Source organism: Mycolicibacterium sp. 624 (genome assembly GCF_040548615.1).
In the GTDB taxonomy this organism is placed as follows: domain Bacteria; phylum Actinomycetota; class Actinomycetes; order Mycobacteriales; family Mycobacteriaceae; genus Mycobacterium.
The window spans coordinates 1,000,911-1,018,339 of the sequence record NZ_JBEPRZ010000001.1 but is presented as its reverse complement, the minus strand read 5'-3'; the positions used below and the strand labels follow the sequence as shown (position 1 = coordinate 1,018,339).

17 protein-coding genes are annotated in these 17,429 nt (G+C 67.6%); 4 read left to right on the top strand and 13 right to left on the bottom strand.

Going from position 1 to position 17,429, the window contains the following annotated elements; all coding sequences use genetic code 11:
* Positions 1-6 precede the first annotated feature (6 nt).
* From dprE1 to pdxR, 3 genes are read right to left on the bottom strand one after another with little or no spacing between them, the layout of a single operon-like run.
* The gene (gene dprE1 / locus ABIA65_RS04665; RefSeq protein WP_241402544.1) at positions 7-1,419 is read right to left on the bottom strand and encodes a decaprenylphosphoryl-beta-D-ribose oxidase; all 1,413 of its coding nucleotides are present in this window, start codon (positions 1,417-1,419) and stop codon (positions 7-9) included.
* A gap of 27 nt (positions 1,420-1,446) precedes the next feature.
* Positions 1,447-1,842, bottom strand: coding sequence for a GtrA family protein (locus ABIA65_RS04660; RefSeq protein ID WP_241405429.1), 396 nt, complete (start codon positions 1,840-1,842; stop codon positions 1,447-1,449).
* A gap of 49 nt (positions 1,843-1,891) precedes the next feature.
* Positions 1,892-3,355 (bottom strand): MocR-like pyridoxine biosynthesis transcription factor PdxR, encoded by a 1,464-nt coding sequence (gene pdxR / locus ABIA65_RS04655; protein WP_502919513.1) that lies wholly within the window; start codon positions 3,353-3,355, stop codon positions 1,892-1,894.
* Here pdxR and ABIA65_RS04650 point away from each other — a divergent pair.
* Both ABIA65_RS04650 and ABIA65_RS04645 read left to right on the top strand, forming a co-directional pair.
* Entirely contained in the window at positions 3,354-3,824 is a 471-nt protein-coding gene (locus tag ABIA65_RS04650; protein ID WP_354522790.1) for a carboxymuconolactone decarboxylase family protein, read from the top strand. The genes pdxR and ABIA65_RS04650 overlap by 2 nt on opposite strands.
* 118 nt (positions 3,825-3,942) lie before the next feature.
* The gene (locus tag ABIA65_RS04645; RefSeq protein WP_354522789.1) at positions 3,943-4,578 is read left to right on the top strand and encodes a phosphotransferase family protein; all 636 of its coding nucleotides are present in this window, start codon (positions 3,943-3,945) and stop codon (positions 4,576-4,578) included.
* Here ABIA65_RS04645 and ABIA65_RS04640 read toward each other — a convergent pair.
* From ABIA65_RS04640 to ABIA65_RS04600, 9 genes are all read right to left on the bottom strand, one after another.
* Positions 4,575-4,913 carry a TFIIB-type zinc ribbon-containing protein gene (locus ABIA65_RS04640; protein ID WP_354522787.1) on the bottom strand — a complete coding sequence of 113 codons (339 nt, stop codon included), beginning with the start codon at positions 4,911-4,913 and terminating at the stop codon, positions 4,575-4,577. The two genes, ABIA65_RS04645 and ABIA65_RS04640, sit on opposite strands and share 4 nt — an antisense overlap.
* 125 nt (positions 4,914-5,038) lie before the next feature.
* Entirely contained in the window at positions 5,039-5,878 is an 840-nt protein-coding gene (locus ABIA65_RS04635; protein ID WP_354522785.1) for an alpha/beta hydrolase, read from the bottom strand.
* A gap of 1 nt (position 5,879) precedes the next feature.
* Positions 5,880-6,722 carry an alpha/beta fold hydrolase gene (locus ABIA65_RS04630; RefSeq protein WP_354522784.1) on the bottom strand — a complete coding sequence of 281 codons (843 nt, stop codon included), beginning with the start codon at positions 6,720-6,722 and terminating at the stop codon, positions 5,880-5,882.
* A gap of 62 nt (positions 6,723-6,784) precedes the next feature.
* Positions 6,785-9,523 carry an AAA family ATPase gene (locus tag ABIA65_RS04625; protein WP_354522783.1) on the bottom strand — a complete coding sequence of 913 codons (2,739 nt, stop codon included), beginning with the start codon at positions 9,521-9,523 and terminating at the stop codon, positions 6,785-6,787.
* A gap of 10 nt (positions 9,524-9,533) precedes the next feature.
* Entirely contained in the window at positions 9,534-10,364 is an 831-nt protein-coding gene (wzm, locus tag ABIA65_RS04620) for a galactan export ABC transporter permease subunit Wzm/RfbD (RefSeq protein WP_241402551.1), read from the bottom strand.
* Positions 10,361-11,278, bottom strand: a complete 918-nt coding sequence (gene glfT1 / locus ABIA65_RS04615; RefSeq protein ID WP_354522781.1) for a galactofuranosyltransferase GlfT1 — start codon at positions 11,276-11,278, stop codon at positions 10,361-10,363. The genes wzm and glfT1 overlap by 4 nt, the downstream gene beginning before the upstream one ends.
* Complete coding sequence (wzt, locus tag ABIA65_RS04610; protein ID WP_354522780.1) at positions 11,271-12,077, bottom strand: galactan export ABC transporter ATP-binding subunit Wzt/RfbE; 807 nt, start codon at positions 12,075-12,077, stop codon at positions 11,271-11,273. Before wzt ends, glfT1 begins: the two co-directional genes overlap by 8 nt.
* Positions 12,078-12,092: 15 nt before the next feature.
* On the bottom strand, positions 12,093-12,599 hold the full coding sequence (locus ABIA65_RS04605) for a bacterial proteasome activator family protein (protein ID WP_305853323.1): 507 nt from the start codon (positions 12,597-12,599) through the stop codon (positions 12,093-12,095).
* Positions 12,596-14,542, bottom strand: a complete 1,947-nt coding sequence (locus ABIA65_RS04600) for a DUF6541 family protein (RefSeq protein WP_354522779.1) — start codon at positions 14,540-14,542, stop codon at positions 12,596-12,598. Before ABIA65_RS04600 ends, ABIA65_RS04605 begins: the two co-directional genes overlap by 4 nt.
* A gap of 109 nt (positions 14,543-14,651) precedes the next feature.
* On the opposite strand from ABIA65_RS04600, the gene ABIA65_RS04595 reads away from it, so the two are divergent.
* Entirely contained in the window at positions 14,652-15,848 is a 1,197-nt protein-coding gene (locus tag ABIA65_RS04595; RefSeq protein ID WP_354522778.1) for a cysteine desulfurase-like protein, read from the top strand.
* Between the two features lie 6 nt (positions 15,849-15,854).
* Here the strand turns inward: ABIA65_RS04595 and ABIA65_RS04590 are convergent, their stop codons facing one another.
* Positions 15,855-16,838 (bottom strand): NAD(P)H-quinone oxidoreductase, encoded by a 984-nt coding sequence (locus ABIA65_RS04590; RefSeq protein ID WP_354522777.1) that lies wholly within the window; start codon positions 16,836-16,838, stop codon positions 15,855-15,857.
* Positions 16,839-16,883: 45 nt separating this feature from the next.
* Between ABIA65_RS04590 and ABIA65_RS04585 the strand changes: the two genes are divergently transcribed.
* Positions 16,884-17,396, top strand: coding sequence for a MarR family winged helix-turn-helix transcriptional regulator (locus tag ABIA65_RS04585; RefSeq protein WP_241402558.1), 513 nt, complete (start codon positions 16,884-16,886; stop codon positions 17,394-17,396).
* Positions 17,397-17,429: the final 33 nt, after the last annotated feature.

Sequence of the window (17,429 nt, the reverse complement as noted above, 5' to 3'; positions counted from 1 at the left end):
GCCTTTCTAAAGCAGTTCGAGGCGGCGCGCCATGTCGGAGGCGAAGACGCCGTGTGGATCAGCCTTGCGGCGCACCGCGATCCATTCATCAACGCGCGGGTACATCTTGTGAAAATTCTCTGCACTGACTCGGGAGTCCTTGGCGGTGTAGATGCGTCCGCCGAACTCCATGACGCGAGTGTCAAGTTCGTTGAGGAACTCGTTGACACCCGGCTTGTTCGGGAAGTCCATCGCGACGTTCCAGCCCTTCATGGGGAAGCTCAGCGGTGCTGGATTGCCCGGGCCGAACAGTTTGAACACGTTCAGAGCCGAGTAATGGCCGCGTGTCTGGATCCAGCGGATGATGGCCTTGAACTCGTCGAGGGCATCCGGTGGCACCAGGAACTGGTGTTGCGCGAAACCCGCTGGGCCATAGGCGTATTGCCATCCGGTGGTGATGTCGAGCATATGGTAGAACTGCGTCAGGTTGACGATCTTGTTCTGGTAGTTGCCGCTCATCCGGTAGAAGGCCTCGCCGACCAGGCTGAGCGAGAGCTTGTTCATGACGCTGACCGGGAACAGGTTCGGCACGGCGGGCAGCTGCGGCGCGGCGAACTGCAGCGGATTCTTCGCCAGCTTCGCAGGCAGCTGATCCAGTCTGGCCAGGCTGCCCCGGCTGACCGCCGCCCGGCCCAATTTCGGGGGCGGGCTGATCAGGTCGAACCAGGCGCTGGAGTAGGTGTAGTTGTCCTCGCTGCCGTCCTGATGCACGGCGATGGTCTCGTCCAGGTCCGCGGTGGCTACACCGTCGGCGATGAAATAGGCCGTCTCGGTGCGGGTCATGGCGATTCGGGCGCGAATCACAATGCCGGTCAGCCCGTTGCCGCCGACGGTGGCCCAGAAGAGCTCACTGTCCGGGCCATCGGGGGTGAGGGTGCGGACGTCGCCGTCGGCCATCAACAGGTCCATCGACAGCACATGGTTGCCGAAGCTGCCTGCGCTGTGGTGGTTCTTGCCGTGGATATCGGAGCCGATGGCGCCGCCGATGGTCACCTGCCGGGTGCCCGGCAGCACCGGGACCCACAAACCGAAGGGCAGCGCGGCCTTCATCAGCTGGTCGAGGCTGACGCCGCCGTCCACATCGGCGATCGCGGTGTCGGCAGAGATGGAGTGCACGGTGTTCAGTGCGGTCATGTCGACGACGATGCCGCCGCCGTTGCAGGAGTGGTCGCCGTAGGAGCGCCCGAGTCCGCGCGCGATGATGCCGCGGTGGAAGTGTGACGGATCGCTGGCGGAGGCGTCCGCGACCCGTCGGACGGCGGCGGCGATGACCTCGACGTCGGGGGTCGACAGCACGTGGGCCACGCTCGGCGCGGTACGACCGAAACCGGTCAGGGCACGCGACGTCAGCGGCAGGGTCCTGCCAGATTCGGTAGACATATCAGTGATGAAGGGTACCGCCCTCGCTCATCTGAGCTTGAAGATCACCGCTCGCTGCACCACGAAGTTGATCACTGTCGCCGTGCCCTGGGCGATGACGAACGCGACCGGCACGCCCCATGATTTGTCGGCCCATGCCGTGTAAAGCACGTGGTTGATGCCGACCTGTACCGCGAAGGTGAGCGCGTACAGCACGCAAACGGCGATGAAGCGTGCATTGCTCGGCGGTGCCTGGAACGTCCACCTTCGGTTGATCAGATATGCCGTGGTGGTGCCCGCGATGAAGCTGATCACCTTCGCCAGGTCGCGTTGCAGTCCAAGGGCGTGCAGCCCGACGTACAGCCCATAGTCGACGATCGCGGAGAACCCGCCGGTGACGAGGAATCGCCACATCTGGGTGGTCAGGCTCAGGTTGGGCGACATCGGGGGCTCGGCCACCTGAGGAAGCTTAGGGGTTAGCCGTCGGCCGGATTCACCTACACACGGCGCCGAGGACACCGCACAGGGCGTCGACGGCCGCGCCGAAGGCGTGTTCGGCAGGTGTTCCGAAGCTCACCACGATCCCGTCGATGGCCGGTGTCTGCGGTCCCGCGTCGGGATGGCGCAGCAGCGCGAGGCCCGACAGCGCGATACCCGCCTCGCCCGCGCGCCGCATGACCTCGGCCTCGGTGCCCTCGGGCAGCGTCAGCATCAGGTGCAACCCCGCTGACAGCCCGCTGATCCCGACGTCGAACGGTTCGAGTGCCTCGACAAGGCGGTCGCGACGGCGCCGGTAGCTCAGGCGCATGCGTCGGACGTGCTTGTCGTAGTTGCCGCTGGCGATGAAGTCGGCCATCGTCAGCTGCGCGATGCCGCTGACGTAGAACTGCTGGCCGCCCATGGCGGTGATGGCCGCATCGATGAGGTCCTCGGGCAGCACCATCCAGCCCAGCCGCAGCACCGGCGACAGGCTCTTGCTGGCCGAACCCAGGTAGACCACGCGGTCGGGGTCCAGTCCCTGCACCGACCCGATGGGTTGGCGGTCGTAGCGGAACTCGCCGTCGTAGTCGTCCTCCAACAGGTAGCCGTTGCTGCGCTGGGCCCAGTCGAGTACCGCGGTGCGCCTGGTGGGGTGCAGTGGCACACCGTGCGGGAAGTGGTGGGCGGGGGTGAGGAGGGCAGCGGCGGCGTCGGTACGGTCCAGGCCGGCGATGACGGCGCCGTGCTCGTCGATGGGCAGCGGTGTGGTCGGCACGCCGATGGCGGCGAGTGCCTCGCGGAACACGAAAAGGGAGTAGGCCTCGACGGCGATGGGCCCGGAATCGGCGAACACCCGGCCGAGGATCTCGACGGCGTGGCGGGTGCCCGCGCAGATGACGATCGAGTCGGGTGACGTGCGGACGCCGCGGACCCTGCCGAGGTACTCGGCGAGTGCCTCGCGCAGTTCGATGCGCCCGCGTGGGTCGCTCATCCGCAGCGCCTCGGTGGGAGCGGTGGCGAGCGCGCGCCGGGTGGAGGCCAGCCATGCGCTGCGCGGGAACTCGGCGACGTCGGGTGAGCCCGGCATCAGGTTGTGGATCGGGGTGCCCGGTGCGGCCCGCGGCTGACTGGGCAGCGGCGTGGCACGGGTGTTGACCACCCACGTCCCCGCGCCCTGTCGCGAGGCGAGCCAGCCCTCGGCGACCAGATCCGCGTAGGCCTCGGCGACGGTGTTGCGGGCCAATCCCAGGTCTGATGCCAGTGTGCGCGACGGCGGCAGCATGGTGTTGGGCGCGAGTCGGCCGGTGCGCACGGCGTCGCGCAGCGCGCTGAGCAGCAGGTCTCTGGCACCTCGCGCGCCGGGTGTGATCGCGGCGCGCAGGTCGAGGTGCAGATCGCGGCTTCCAGAATTGGCCCTCGAAGTCACCCCTGGATTGAACCATGTGGATGGTTCTTTGCGGTCTAGCGTTGTGGGCATGACACAGACACTCGAACATCCCACCGCGATCGACCGGCTGAACATCTACAAGGTCTCGCCCGAGCTGTACGACGGCATGATGAAGCTCAGCACCGCGTCGGCGAAGGACATCGAGCCCATCATCGGCGAGCTGATCAAGATCCGTGCCAGCCAGATCAACCACTGCGCGTTCTGCCTCGACATGCACGTCGCCGACGCCCGCAAGCTGGGTGAGACCGAGCAGCGTCTGGCGCTCATCGCCGCGTGGGACGAGGCAGGCACGCTGTTCACCGACAAGGAGCGTGCAGCCCTGGAGCTGACCGAGGCCATCACCGAACTGCACCATGGCCACGTGTCCGACGAGGTCTACGCCAAGGCCGCCGCGGCCTTCACCGAGAAGGAACTGGCGCAGGTGATCGGCATGGCTGTCACCATCAACGCATGGAACCGGTTCAACGTGGCCACCCGCATGAAGGCCCCGCGGCGCTAGTGAGCGCTTTCTGACCACCCCGTCCGGTGCGGAGGTCGTCGTCGACGGCGACACCGTCATCAAGACCCACCGATGGGGCACGGACCCGCAGGCACTGGCACGACGCCTGCGGGTCGCCGTGCGTCTTCCGGAGTTGTTGTCGCCGTGCAGCGCCGAGCCCGAGCGGGTGGGCGACCGGTGGCGCACCCGCTGGCCGCGGGTCGACGTCGTGACAGCCGAACCACGCGACCTGCCGTGGCGTGAGGCCGGCGAGCTGCTGGCGCGCCTGCACCGCGAGCCCGTCGAGGACGTCACGTTGGGCCACGGTGCGTTGCAGCGATTGCGCCGCGCCATCGACCGTCTCGGTGGGGGACCGCGTGCCGCCGTCATCCGCGCCGCCGCGTCAGGGCTTCGCCTGCCACCTCCGCCGCAGGGCCGGGAGACGTTGGTGCACGGCGACTTTCACCTCGGTCAGCTCGGCCGCCACGATGGCCGCTGGGTGCTCATCGACATTGACGACCTGGGCGTCGGAGACCCCGCATGGGACCTGGCCCGGCCCGCCGGGTTCTGGGCGGTTGGCCTGGTGCCCGACGCCGACTGGCATGTGTTCCTCGACGGGTACCGCGGGGCGGGCGGGCCGGCGCTAACCGACGGTGACCCGTGGCCGACGCTGGAGCCGTTCGCCCGCGCCGCGGTCATCGCGGCGGCAGCCAACCACCCTGACGATGACGTGTTGGTTGCCGCATGCGAGCAGATGTCCTCGCTCGAGGACTAGCTCGAGAAGAACAGTCGGCCGAAGCCCTGCTTGCGGTAGTGCTTGTTACCGCGGTTGCCCCAGCCCGGGCCGTATCCGTAGTCGGGTCCCGGCGCGTAGCCCTGCTGGACCGGTGGCGGCGGCGGTGCCGCCTGCACGAACCGGCTCTCCATCTGAGTCAACGACTCGAGTTCACCGAAGTCGAGGAAGATCCCCTTGCAGGTATCGCATTGTTCCAGGTGGATGCCGTTGCGCTCATAGGTCTTCATGACCCCGGCGCACTTCGGACACAGCAGGGTGTTGCCCACGCTGGGCATCGACGGAGACTTCGGCGGCTCATATGGCGGGATGCTCATGTATGGCCAACGTCCGAACATCCTGGGAAGTGCCTGAGAGCCACCACCCACCCCCGCCGAACGTGAAGTAGATGGTCAACTCTCGCGCGAAGATCGACATCTAGTTCACGTTCGGGGGGCCCGGGTCACACGACGTGCTTGCCCCGCGGCTTGGTGTCGGCGTACGCCAGCGCCCAGTCCAGCGCGTGGTCGGCGACGGCCTCCCAGCCGGGTGCGGCGCACGTCCAGTGGTCGCGGCCCTCGAACTCGAAGTACTCGGTGACCGCCGGCGACTTCGCGTAGTGCTTGGCGTTGGACTTGTTGACCGACGGCGGCATGATGTGGTCCTTCTCGCCGCCGATGAACAGCAGCGGCGCCCGGTCCGCCTTGTAGTCCACCCACGTCTCCTGGTGTCCGGGCTGGAAGTTGGCGATCAGCCCGTAGTGCCAGACCCAACTGCCCGGCGCCGCAATCGCATAGCGCTCCCACACCGCGTCGGAGTCCTCTCGCGACAGTGTGTTCGTGAAGGCGTAGTGAAACTCCTCCTGCGTGAAGCCCACGGCCTTGTGGATGTTGGCCGGGTTCTTCAGCGCCGGGAACAGCGACTTCACCTGTGACAGTGGGTTCACGCGCACGCCCTCGGTCGGCGCGGAGTCCACGACCACGGCGGCGGCGCCGAGCCCGCGCGCCAACAGCAGCTGCGTCAGCGTGCCGCCAAACGAGTGGCCCATGATGATCGGCGGCACCTCGACGGACTCGATGACGCTCGCCAGATGGTCGACCGTCTCGGGGACGGTGAGCTTGGCGATGACGTCGGGGTTGGCGCGCAGTTCCTCGACCTCGATCTCGAAGCCCGGGTATGCCGGGGTCAGGACGCGGTAGCCCTTCTCCTCGAAGCGGGCCTTCCAGCCCTCCCAGCTGCGCGGCGTCATCCAGAGGCCGTGCACCAGGACGATGGTGTCGCAGGGTGGTTGGTTGTCGGTCATCTCAGTTCCTTTCGGTGGAGTTGATGAAGGCGAGCAGGTCCGCGTGCAGACGCGCGCGGTCGGTGTCAGGAAGGCCGTGCGGGCGACCCTCGTACACCTTGAGGACCGCGCCGTCGATCAGGTCGGCGGAACGCTTCCCTCCGACGTCGAACGGGACGATCTGATCGTCGTCGCCGTGGATCACGAGGGTGGGGACGTCGACGGCCCGGAGGTCAGCCCGGAAGTCGGTGGCCGAGAACGCGGCGATGCACTCGTAGGCCGCGCGGTGCCCGCAGGCCATGCTCTGGTGCCAGAAGGCGTCGCGAACACCCTGGGACACAGCGTTTTCGGGGCCGCTGCGGTTGTTGCCGAAGAAGGGGCCGTCGGCGAGGTCGCGGTACAGCTGTCCGCGGCCCGTCGCCTCCCCGGTGCGCAACGCGTCGAACGTCGCCAATGCCAGTCCCTCGGGATTGTCCTCGGTGCGCAGCATCAGCGGTGGGACGGCGGACACCAGTACCAGTCGCGCCACGCGCCGCGACCCGTGCCTGGCGAGGTAGCGGACGACCTCACCGCCACCCGTCGAGTGCCCGACCAGCGTGACGTTCGTGAGGTCCAGTGTGTCGATGAGCGTCGCCAGATCGTCGGCGTAGGTGTCCATTTCGTTGCCGTGCCAGGTCTGTGTCGACCGGCCGTGCCCGCGTCGGTCGTGCGCGATCACGCGGTGTCCGTTGGTGGCCAGGAAGACCGCGGCGGCCTCCCACGCATCGCCGTTGAGCGGCCAACCGTGGCTGAGGACGACGGGGCTACCCGAGCCGAAGTCTCTGAAGAAGATCTGTGTGGCGTCCTCGGTCGTCACATGCGGCATGCGATGAAGCCTCCGGCAACCACCGTCGTCACCGGACCACGTGGACCACGTAGTCGCGACGGTCAGTCGCCGCGGCCGAACCGCTCGCCGAGTTGCCTGCGGGATGAGACGCCGAGCTTCCCGAACACCTTCCGCAGGTGGTAGTCGACAGTGTTGGCGCTGATGAACAGAGCGGCACCGATCTCGGCATTGGTCTGCCCGTTGGCGGCCAGGCGTGCCACGGACGCCTCGCGGGGGGACATCTCGACACCGGCCACCAGTTCGCGATGCGACACCGTCTCGCCAGTGGCAGCCAGTTCGGTTCGGGCCCGCGCGGCGAAGGCGGGCGCGTCTATCCGGTCGAAGATCTCGACGGCGGTGCGCAACTGCGTGCGTGCGTCGCGCCTGCGTCGCATCCGCCGCAGCCACTCGCCGTACAGCAGGTGCGCACGACCCAGATCGGCAGGTGTGTCCGCCACGTCGAGGAATTCGATCGCCTGTAGATAGTGCATCTCGGCCTGGTCGTCGGTGGCCAGCAGTGCGCGGCACCGCTGATCGAGTCCGCGTAGTGCCGCCGTGCCGCTGGCGGCCGCCATCGCGGCGATCCGACCTGCCGTCCGCTCGGCGTCCTCGGCCTGGCCGCTACGGGCCGACGCCTCGACGTAGTCGGCGAATCGGATGTAGGTCACCTGTAGCAGTGGCGCCTCGATGATGGGCTTGAGTCGGGTGTGCGCGTCGAGGTAGTGGCCCTCGGCGAGGTCGCGGATGGCGAGCGCGGTGACGGCGGAGGTGTGTACGCCGCCGAAACCCATGGTGCGCACCACATCGGAGATCAGTTCCACCTGGTCACGCGGGGCCCCGGTCCACGCCAGATGGGCGACGTTGACGACGTTCTCAGCCTCGTAGCCGATGGCCTGGCGCAATTCGCGAACCTGTTTGACGAAGACACCGCATGCGGCGGGATCACCGGCATCGAGTTCCAGGAGCGACCGCACCCACAGCACCGTGTCGAGGGTGCGCAGGTCGCCGGCCTCCCGAGCGATGTCTGCGAGTCGGTCGAGGTAGTCCACACCTGTCTTCTTGTCGAAAAGCGCTGTGCTGAGGGTTATCCCGACGTAGCCGTAGGAGGCCACCTCCCGATCGTCGAGTGCGGCGAGGGTGTCCAGCGCCGTTCGCATCAGCGGCACCGCCTCGGCGTACGGCAGCAGTGCGTGCGCCGCGAGCCCCCGCATGATGATTGCTCGCGGGCCCTCCAGCAGATCGGCGCCGGCCAATACGCGGCGGCCGAGTTCGTCCAGTGTGGTGCCCTGCATCAAGGCGTCGGCGACGAAAGCGAGTTCGAAGGCGCGCAGGAGTGCTCTCTGCTCCAGGTCGGGGTCCTTGCCATGAAACTGGTCGGCGGCCGACAGCAGGTCCGCCGGAGCCTGCATGATGGGTGCGGGATCGGCGATGAAGAGGGCAATTTCGCAGCGCAACTTGATCATCCGCCCGTGCTGAACGGATACGAGGTCATCGGGATCGATGCTGTCGAGCAGATCCTTCGACAGCTGTGCCGCTCCCGCATCGGCGGCGGCCTCGGCGGCGAACAGCAGGCGATCGTTGCGTTTCGCGCCGCGAGGCGTGAGATCGGCGGCGCGGGTGAGCAGCCGAGCCTGCGAGACCAGGCCGCCGCGGCGCGCGGCGCGCTCGGCGACGGCCTCAAGCCTGTCGGCGACAGCGGCGTCGGTACCGGTGGTGGACTCCGCGGCATGCCAGGCCTCGACGTCGAGCAGGCCGAGGGCACCGGCCCGTAACGCCAGAGCCGCGTGAACGCGCCGACGGTCCATCCCGGGCGCCGCGCCGTACACCGCTGAGCGCACCAAGGGGTGCCGGAACGTGATGGAGTCGCTGATGGCGATCAACTGAGCATGTGCGGCATCCGACGCGCAGTCGGGTGAGAGGCCAAGGGCCGCAGCCGCACTCATGATGAGCGTGCGGTGTCCGGCGGGCTCGGCGGCGGCCAGGAGCAGCCACACCTGGGCATCGTCGGGCAGTTCGCGGACCTGACGTAGGTAGTGCGCCTCCAGTTGGCTGCTGATCGGGACAGGTTCGGTGGACAGCGACAAGTGGGTGAGCTGTCGGATGTTCAGATCGCGGGCCAGGTCGATCAGGGCAAGGGGATTGCCGCCGGTTGCCGTGGCGATCCGGGTGGCGGCGTACGGATCGATCAAGTCGGGGGCGGTGGTGCTCAACAGCGACACGGCCGAGGCGGTGTCGAGGCCGCCGAGCCGCAGGGCTGGGATTCCGGCCAACTGTGACGTGGCCTCGTCGGTGTCGCGGGCGCCGAACAACAGGGCGGTCGACTCGGCCTGCAGTCGCCGCGCGACGAATGCCAGGACGTCACGCGACTCGGAGTCCAGCCAGTGGGCGTCGTCAACGACGCAGATCACGGGTCTCGTACCGCCCGCCTCGGCCAGCAGGCCGAGCATGCCCAGCCCGACGAGGAACCGATCGGGTGCTGGGCCCTCCTCGATACCCCACGCGACGGCCAGTGCCTGCCGCTGGCGGGCAGGCAGGGCGTCGACGTGCTCGGTGAGTGGAATCCCCATCCGCTGCAGTGCGGCGAACGGCATCGCCAGTTCGGCCTCGAACCCGTCGGAGCGGATGACGGTGACGCCTGCCTGGTCGCAGGTCGCGGCTTCCAGCAGAGCGGTCTTGCCGATGCCGGGGTCGCCGCTGACCACCAGCGCACCGCCCGTCCCGTTGCGGGCACGGGTGATCAGGGTGCGCAGCGCGTGCACCTCGTCCGCACGCCCGACCAACGGGGCGGGCGAGGACGACACAGTTTGGTTTTTACACCCAGTACGGCACGCGCGCTCGGTACTGGCGCATGGCGAACGCCGTCACGGTCCAGCCGACGATCGTCAACACGATCACCACCACCCAGTGATGCAGCTCCTGATCGGCGCCGAGCAGCGGCGCGCGCACGATGTCGAGGTAGTGCAGCAGGGGGTTGAACTCGATGATCTTCGCCCAGCCGCCTGCGCCCTGACTGCGCAGTGTCTGGTCGTTCCAGATGATCGGTGTCATATAGAAGAGCAGCTGCACCAGACTGAACAGCAGCGGGCTGATATCGCGGTAACGCGTGGCCAGGATGCCGAAGCACAGTGCGACCCAGACGCAGTTCAGCACGATGAGGGCCAGCGCCGGGATGAAGGTCAGATCGGTCCACTTCCACGGCTGCGGATAGATGATCGCGATCACCACGAAGATGATGATGTTGTGCGCGAACAGGATCACCTGTCGCCACACCATGCGGTAAACGTGCACCGACAGGGGTGTCGGTAGCTGTTTGATCAGGCCCTCGTTGGCGACGAAGACGTCGGCGCCCTCCAGGATGGACGCGTTGATCAGGTTCCAGATGATCAAGCCGAGCGTGACATACGGCAGGTGCTCGGACAGCTCGAGTTTGAACAGCTTGGAGTACAGGCCACCGAGCGCCACGGCCATGGTGCCCGTCGCGATGGTGATCCAGATGGGACCAAGCACTGAACGCCGGTAGCGCTGCTTGATGTCCTGCCAGCCCAGGTGCAGCCACAGCTCGCGCTTGGCGAACCCCTCGGCCAGATCACCCCAGGCGCGCGCGAAGGTCCGCGACTGCGCGGCCGCGTCGGTGAACGTCATTTAGAAAACCTCTCGCGTCTCCCCAGCCGTCGCAGCCGGATCCACTCCGCCAGCCCGGCCGGGTCGCGCCGCGTCACCAGGAAGAACCACCCGAACCGGATCCACTCCTGGGGCACCAGCTTGCGCAGGCCACGCTGGGACTGCAGATAACCGCGGTTGCGGTAGGTGAAGTAGCGCTTGGTGGCGTCATCGGGATACTGGGTGTGCATCCGGCCGCCCAGGATCGGCTTGAACTCATCAGAGCCCTGCGGGTGCAGGTACACCGCGTCCAGGCATGTGCCGAACGGCAGGCCAGATGCCACCAGCCTGCGGTGCACGTCCACCTCGTCGCCGCGGATGAACAGCCGGATATCCGGCACGCCAACGGCTTCCAGTGTGGCCGCCCGAAACAGTGCGCCGTTGAACAGTGACGCGATACCGGGCAGGAGGTCACCCGCGCCGTCGACCCTCAGCTCGGCGACGTGGCGTCGCCACACCAGTCCGCGCCGCAGGGGGAAGGCCAGCCTGGTCGGGTCGTCCAGGTCGCACACCATCGGCGACACCTCGGCCAGCGCGTGCCGGGCCGCGCAGCCCAGCAGGGTCCCCAGCACCGACTGGTCGGCGGGGCGGCCGTCATCGTCGGCCAGCCACACCCAGTCGGCCCCTGAGGCCAGTGCGTGCAGGATGCCCAGCGCGAAACCGCCTGCGCCGCCGAGGTTTCGCGCGGAGCCCAGGTAGGTGCTCGGCACAGGCTGGCTCGCGACGAGGTCGCGCACCGCGGGGTCGTTGTCGTTGTCGACGACGATGAGGTGATCGGGGGCCCGGTGTTGGGTGCTGACGGCCTGCAGCGACCGCGCCAGGGCGTCGACGCGCCGGTGGGTCACCACCACCGCGAACACCCGCTCGTCGGCGTCGTGCCCGGCGGCCTCACTCATCCGGCGAGTCCCAGCGGTCGTTCTCGGCGATGACCTCGCGGACATGCCGGGCGGCGTCCTCGCCCTCGTAGGCGCGCACGACCTCCTCGATGCCGCCGCTCATCTTGATGGTGCCGTGGTCGACCCACATGGCGGTGTCACAGAGCTGAGCCAGGAACTCGTTGGAGTGGCTGGCGAACACCAGGATTCCCGACCGCGCCACCAGATCCTGCAGTCGCGTGCGGGCCTTCTTCATGAACTCCGCGTCGACGGCGCCGATACCCTCATCGAGCAGCAGGATCTCGGGGTCGATGCTGGTGACAACGCCCATCGCCAGCCGCACCCGCATACCGGTCGAGTATGTCCGCAGCGGCATCGACAGGTACTCGCCGAGTTCGGTGAAGTCCGCGATCTCGTCGACCTTCGCGAGCATCTGCTTGCGCGTCTGCCCGAGGAACAGCCCCCGGATGATGATGTTCTCGATGCCGGAGATCTCCGGATCCATGCCGACGCCCAGATCGAAGACCGGTGCCACCCGGCCGGTGACGGTCGCCGAGCCGCGAGTGGGCTCATAGATACCCGACAGCAGGCGCAGCAGCGTCGACTTGCCGGCGCCGTTGTGTCCGACCAAGCCCACCCGGTCGCCCATCTTCAACGACATCGTGATGTCGCGCAGGGCCTCGATGACCACGACGTTGGAGTTGTTGCGACCTATCGTCCCGCCGGCCTTGCCGAGGAAGGCCTTCTTCAGCGAGCGTGACTTCGCGTCGAAGATCGGAAACTCCACCCACGCGTTGTGGGTCGAGATGTGTGGTTCCACGTAGCCGCGCCAGACCTACAGGTACTGGCCGGTGCCGTGCCCGGTACCGCGGTGGCCGGGCCCGGGCACGCCGGGGGGCAGCGCGCCCTGGCGCATCTGCTCGAGCTGCGCGCGCGCCGCCATCTGCTGGGCGAACAGCGCGGTCTGGATGCCGTGGAATAGCCCCTCGAGCCAGCCGACGAGCTGTGCCTGCGCGATACGCAGTTCGGCATCCGAGGGAATCGTGTCGTCGGTGAAGGGCAGTGTGAGGCGCTCGAGTTCTTCGCGGAGCTCGGGGGCCAGGCCCTCCTCCAGCTCGCGGATGCTGGTGCGGTGGATCTCACGCAACTTGGTGCGGCTGGCGTCGTCGAGCGGTGCCACCCGGACCTCTTCGAGCAGCTGCTTGATCATCGTGCCGATCCGCATGACCTTGGCCGGTTGTTCGACGAGGTCGGTCAGCGCCTTGCCGTCGTTGTCCGCGTCGTCATTCTCGGCGGACTGGTAGTCGCTGATGATCTCGAAATCGTTGTCGTCGGTGCTCATGCCCCTTGCCATTCATAGATGCGGCTCTCGCCGTTGTCGTAGATCTTCCTCCACGACCGTGACTCGTCTAGCGACACTAGCCCGTCGGGCATGACGAACCCGCGCACCACCGGCGTGCTGGTCAGCACATACCGGATGCCCAGCGCGTGCACGGCCTCGGCCACCCGCGGGTCGGTGTCCGCCTGGTCGGCGTAGGCCCAGAAGACGAATCGGTTGTAGCCCGGACCCTGCTGCTGCGGGTAGTCGTAATGGGTCCACAGCGGATGCAGCCCCGCTACGGCGTACATCCATGCCGTGCCGTCTGTATTGGCGTTGCCAATGATGCCGTCGCGTGCGCCGGGCAACGCGGCCAGGTACGCGAACGCCTCGAGGTCCTTGTCGTCGACGATCACCGAGTCGTACTTCTCCCCGATAAGGAACTCGTGACGCGGCAGGTAGTGAACGGCAAGCCCGACGCAGGCAGCCGCGACCACGGCGGCGGTGGCGGCGTGCCAGACGCGGGCGTCGACCCGGGGCGCGAGCCTGCGGCACAGGCCGACGACGAACGCCGTCACCGTGAACAGGGCAATGCCGGCCATCGGTGCCAGGAGCATCGTCACGACGGCCGACAGCCGGCGCGGATCGCTGTAGAACAGGTCGCTGAAGGTGCCGGTGAGCGTGCCGATCGGCCCGCCGAACGGAGCCGACGAGTGCACGATCGACACGATCAGCAGAAGCCACACCGCCAGCGGCCACCAGACCCGCCGGACCAACAGGATCAGGCCGCCGACAGCGGCGAGCAGGATCAGCAGATTCTGGATGGGGTAGTCGTTGAGGTGGCGGGTGTGCTGCATGACCGCGTCGAACAGCGCGCGCTTCTTGCCCTCGTGCGTCACGAATGCGTGCCCGGTGATGATCTCGGCCTGTTGCAGCACCCCGAGGAACTGCGGAAGCAGCAGCAGCACGGTGGGAACCGCGACCAGAAGCAGCGTGACGAAGTCGGTGAGCCTGCCACGCACCGGTCGCCACAGGGCATCGAAGAGCCACCACGCCACGACCAGCGTGACCGTGACGACACCGCCCGTGATGTGGACCGAGAAGACCCCGAGCAGGGCGAGGACCGCCAGTGGAATGCGATCACGGTGCCGCAGGGTCGAGGCGATCAGCACCATCGTGGGCACCGCGACCCCGAACGCCGCGAGGTTGGGCATCGATGCGGTGTCGAACTCGACGTAGGGCACCGCGGTGAAGGAGGCCGCCAGGGCCGCGGCACCCGCGGCGCAGCCGGCGACTCGCCACTGGTCGTCGGTTTGCGGGCGCAGCAGGCGCCAGGTCAGAGTGGCGGCACTGACCGGGAAGAGCCACACGGCCGCGGTGAGTGAGGCCAGCGTGTAGGAGGTGGTCGCGGCCGCGCCGGTCAACTGGCACTGCAGCGCGGCGAGCGCGTGGAACACCGACGGGTAGTACAGCGCGTCGTGCGTCTCGACGTTGCGCAGCTCGCCCATATGCGTCGGCGACGCCTGACCGGTGTCGAGGATGAATCGGATGGCGTTGGCGTGCCAGACGGCGTCCCAGTTGCTGGGGATCGATTGCCAGTTCGGCATCCCGCGAATTGCTGCGTAGCCGATCAGCAGCCCCCCGAGTGCGATGCCCGCCGCGGTCACCAGGGCCGGTCCGGTCGTCATGGCGCGAGCCTCGGCGGCGCGGTCGCGAAGCCGTGGCAGTGCCGCCTGCAGCACCGTGACGAGTATCACAGTGAGGATTAGGGCCAGCAGCGCCGTCCACCCGTTCCACGGGATGTCGAGCGCCCCCATCGGGAGAATCGCGAAGGCGATGATGCCGTACGTCACCGGTGCGCCCACCGCGACGGCGGCGGGCCAAGTTAGCTGAGCGGCGCGGCCGACGATTGCTCCGGGAATGACTAGCAACAACCATGCCACTAGCACTCCGGCAGCCAAGGTCACTGCACTAGTATGGCTGCCCAGGCGACCTCGTTCGGTACGGCGTAGACGTGCGCGGGCGTCGACCGAAACGCTATGGGTCGCGTTTTTCAGATGCTCAAAGGTGGCTGACATGGGATATGACGTCGCCCGGGTGCGGGGGCTGCACCCGTCATTGGGCGACGGTTGGGTGCACTTCGACGCCCAGTACGGGATGCTGCTTCCCGACTCGGTCGCGACCACTGTTTCCACGGCGTTCCGTGGATCCATGACGACCAATGTTGGTCCGCATCCCTCCGCGCTGCGCAGTGCCGCGGTACTCGCCGCCGCCCGCCAGGCCGTGGCCGATCTCGTCGGAGCGGACCCCCGCGGTGTCGTGCTGGGCGCGGACCGCGCGATTCTTCTGACCTCACTCGCCGATGCGTCGTCGTCGCGGGTCGGTCTCGGTTACGAGGTCGTGGTCACCCGCCTGGATGACGAGGCGAACATCGCTCCATGGCTGCGGGCCGCGAATCGGTATGGCGCCAAGGTGAAGTGGGCCGAGGTCGACATCGAGACCGGAGAGCTGCCGACCTGGCAGTGGGAGAGCCTGATCACCAAGCCGACGCGGTTGGTGGCGATCACGTCCGCATCGGCATCGCTCGGCACGGTGACCGAGCTGCGTCCCGTGAGCAAGCTGGCGCATGAGAACGGTGCGCTGGTCGTGGTGGATCACTCCGCCGCGGCGCCGTACCGCCTGATCGACATCGATGAGGTCGAGGCGGATGTCATCGCGGTGAACGCCGTGGCGTGGGGAGGCCCCCCGATCGGCGCGCTGGTGTTCCGGGACCCGTCGTTGATCGACACGTTCGGTTCGGTGTCACTGGACCCGCTGGCCACCGGCGCGGCCAGGCTCGAGGTCGGCAACCACCAGTACGGGATGCTCGCGGGACTCGTGGCCAGTGTGGAGTACCTGGCTTCGCTGGACGAGACCGCGAAGGGCTCGCGTCGCGAAAGACTCATGGTGTCAATGCAATCAGCGGCCAGCTACATGGACCGGCTGTTCGACTACCTGGTGGCGTCGTTGCGTTCGCTGCCGCGCGCCATGGTGCTCGGGGCGCCCGATTCCAGGGTGCCCGTGCTGAGCCTGGCGGTGGAGGGGGTGCCCGCCGAGCGGGTGATCCAGCGGCTCGCCGACAACGGTGTGCTTGCTGTGTCGAATCCGTCGTCGCGGGTGCTCGACGTGATCGGCGTCAACGACATCGGGGGCGCGGTCACCATCGGTCTGGCGCACTACACCACGACATCCGAGGTGGATCAGTTGGTCCGCGCGCTCGCCTCGCTGGGCTGAGGGGCGTCAGTCCGCTACGCGCAGAAGTACCTTGCCGGTGACCTCGCCGGACTTCAGAAGTGCGTGGGCGGCCGCGGCTTCGGTGATGGGCAGTTCGGCGCCGACGATGGGGCGGACCCGCCCGTCGGCGATCATCGGCCAGACCCGCGCGATCACCTCGTCGACGATGGCGCCCTTACCCGACGGACCGTCCACCGGCCGTGACCGCAGTGCCGTCGCGATGACGCCGGCCCGCTTGGACAACAGCTTGCCGAGGTTGAGTTCGGCCTTGACCCCGCCCTGGAATCCGATGACGACCAGCCGGCCGTCCGGCGCGAGTGCGTCGACGTTGCGGTCCAGGTAGGAGGCTCCCATGATGTCGAGAATGACGTCGGCGCCGCGGCCGTCGGAGGATGCCCTGACCCGTTCGACGAAATCCTCGTCGCGGTAGCAGATCAGCACGTCGGCGCCGAGATCTGCGCACAGCGCCAGCTTCTCGGCCGAACCCGCGGTCACCGCGACGCGGACGCCGAGTGCGCGCGCCACCTGGATGGCGTGGGTTCCGATGCCGCTGGCGCCGCCGTGCAGCAGGAGCAGCTGTCCGGGGGCGAGGCCGGCGGTCATGACGAGGTTCGACCAGACGGTGCAGGCGACCTCGGGCAGTGCGGCGGCGGCGTGCAGGTCCACGCCCGGGGGAACGGGCAGCACCTGTGGGGCGGGAACGGCGACTCTTTCTGCGTATCCACCGCCTGATAGCAAAGCGCAGACGGGTTGACCGACCGACCAGCCCGCTACCGAATGTCCCACCTCCGAGATGTGCCCGGACACCTCGAGGCCGAGGATCTCGCTGGCCCCCGGAGGGGGTGGATAGTTGCCTGAGGCCTGCAGGAGGTCGGCGCGGTTGACCCCTGCGGCTGTCACATCGATGACGATCTCACCAGCTTGAGCTGCGATGTCAGGGACTTCCTGCCAGATGAGCCCGGAGTCGGGATTCGCGACGATGGCACGCATGGCGATAACGCTACTACCCGAGGTTCCGCGTTTTACTATGACGCAATGGAGGGGATGATCGCAGGGCGCACCGCTAGCGCCATGCCGGGGTTAGACATAGCGGAACAACGGTCGTGGCAAAATTTTCTTGATGCTGCGCTACGGCTCCACGCAACGCTGAACAAGTCGTTGGTCGAATCGCATCATTTGACACTCAACGACGTGAGACTGCTCGACGTGCTGGATCGGTCACCGACCGGTTCGGCGCGTATGGGGGACTTGGCCGAGGAACTCACGTCGCTGCCCAGTCGGGTGACGCGTCAGATCCATCGACTCGAGGCGCAGAAGTTGGTGACTCGCTGTTCGAGTCCGGATGACGGACGGGGCGTGCTGGCCACCATCACGCCCCACGGCAAGATGATCCTCAATCAGGCGATGGCGACCTACGGAGACGGTGTGCGGACGCACTTCCTCGCCCGGCTGTCACGGACGCAGATCGCCGCGATGGGGGAGAACTGTCGTCGCATCGGGGCAGGGCTGAGGTCCACATCGGCACCCGCGAGGTTCGGTCGGGTCTGAGCCCTGTACGAGCAGCCACCGCGAACCCCTTAC

Coding starts and splice junctions, on each gene's coding strand:
- ABIA65_RS04590 (WP_354522777.1), bottom strand. CDS start 16,838: ATGCGTGCCATCGTCGCGAATCCCGACTCCGGGCTCATCTGGCAGGAA.
- glfT1 (WP_354522781.1), bottom strand. CDS start 11,278: ATGAGTGAGGCCGCCGGGCACGACGCCGACGAGCGGGTGTTCGCGGTG.
- pdxR (WP_502919513.1), bottom strand. CDS start 3,355: ATGCCCACAACGCTAGACCGCAAAGAACCATCCACATGGTTCAATCCA.
- ABIA65_RS04585 (WP_241402558.1), top strand. CDS start 16,884: ATGGAGGGGATGATCGCAGGGCGCACCGCTAGCGCCATGCCGGGGTTA.
- ABIA65_RS04650 (WP_354522790.1), top strand. CDS start 3,354: ATGACACAGACACTCGAACATCCCACCGCGATCGACCGGCTGAACATC.
- ABIA65_RS04635 (WP_354522785.1), bottom strand. CDS start 5,878: ATGACCGACAACCAACCACCCTGCGACACCATCGTCCTGGTGCACGGC.
- ABIA65_RS04640 (WP_354522787.1), bottom strand. CDS start 4,913: ATGAGCATCCCGCCATATGAGCCGCCGAAGTCTCCGTCGATGCCCAGC.
- ABIA65_RS04630 (WP_354522784.1), bottom strand. CDS start 6,722: ATGCCGCATGTGACGACCGAGGACGCCACACAGATCTTCTTCAGAGAC.
- dprE1 (WP_241402544.1), bottom strand. CDS start 1,419: ATGTCTACCGAATCTGGCAGGACCCTGCCGCTGACGTCGCGTGCCCTG.
- ABIA65_RS04595 (WP_354522778.1), top strand. CDS start 14,652: ATGGGATATGACGTCGCCCGGGTGCGGGGGCTGCACCCGTCATTGGGC.
- wzm (WP_241402551.1), bottom strand. CDS start 10,364: ATGACGTTCACCGACGCGGCCGCGCAGTCGCGGACCTTCGCGCGCGCC.
- ABIA65_RS04605 (WP_305853323.1), bottom strand. CDS start 12,599: ATGAGCACCGACGACAACGATTTCGAGATCATCAGCGACTACCAGTCC.
- ABIA65_RS04660 (WP_241405429.1), bottom strand. CDS start 1,842: ATGTCGCCCAACCTGAGCCTGACCACCCAGATGTGGCGATTCCTCGTC.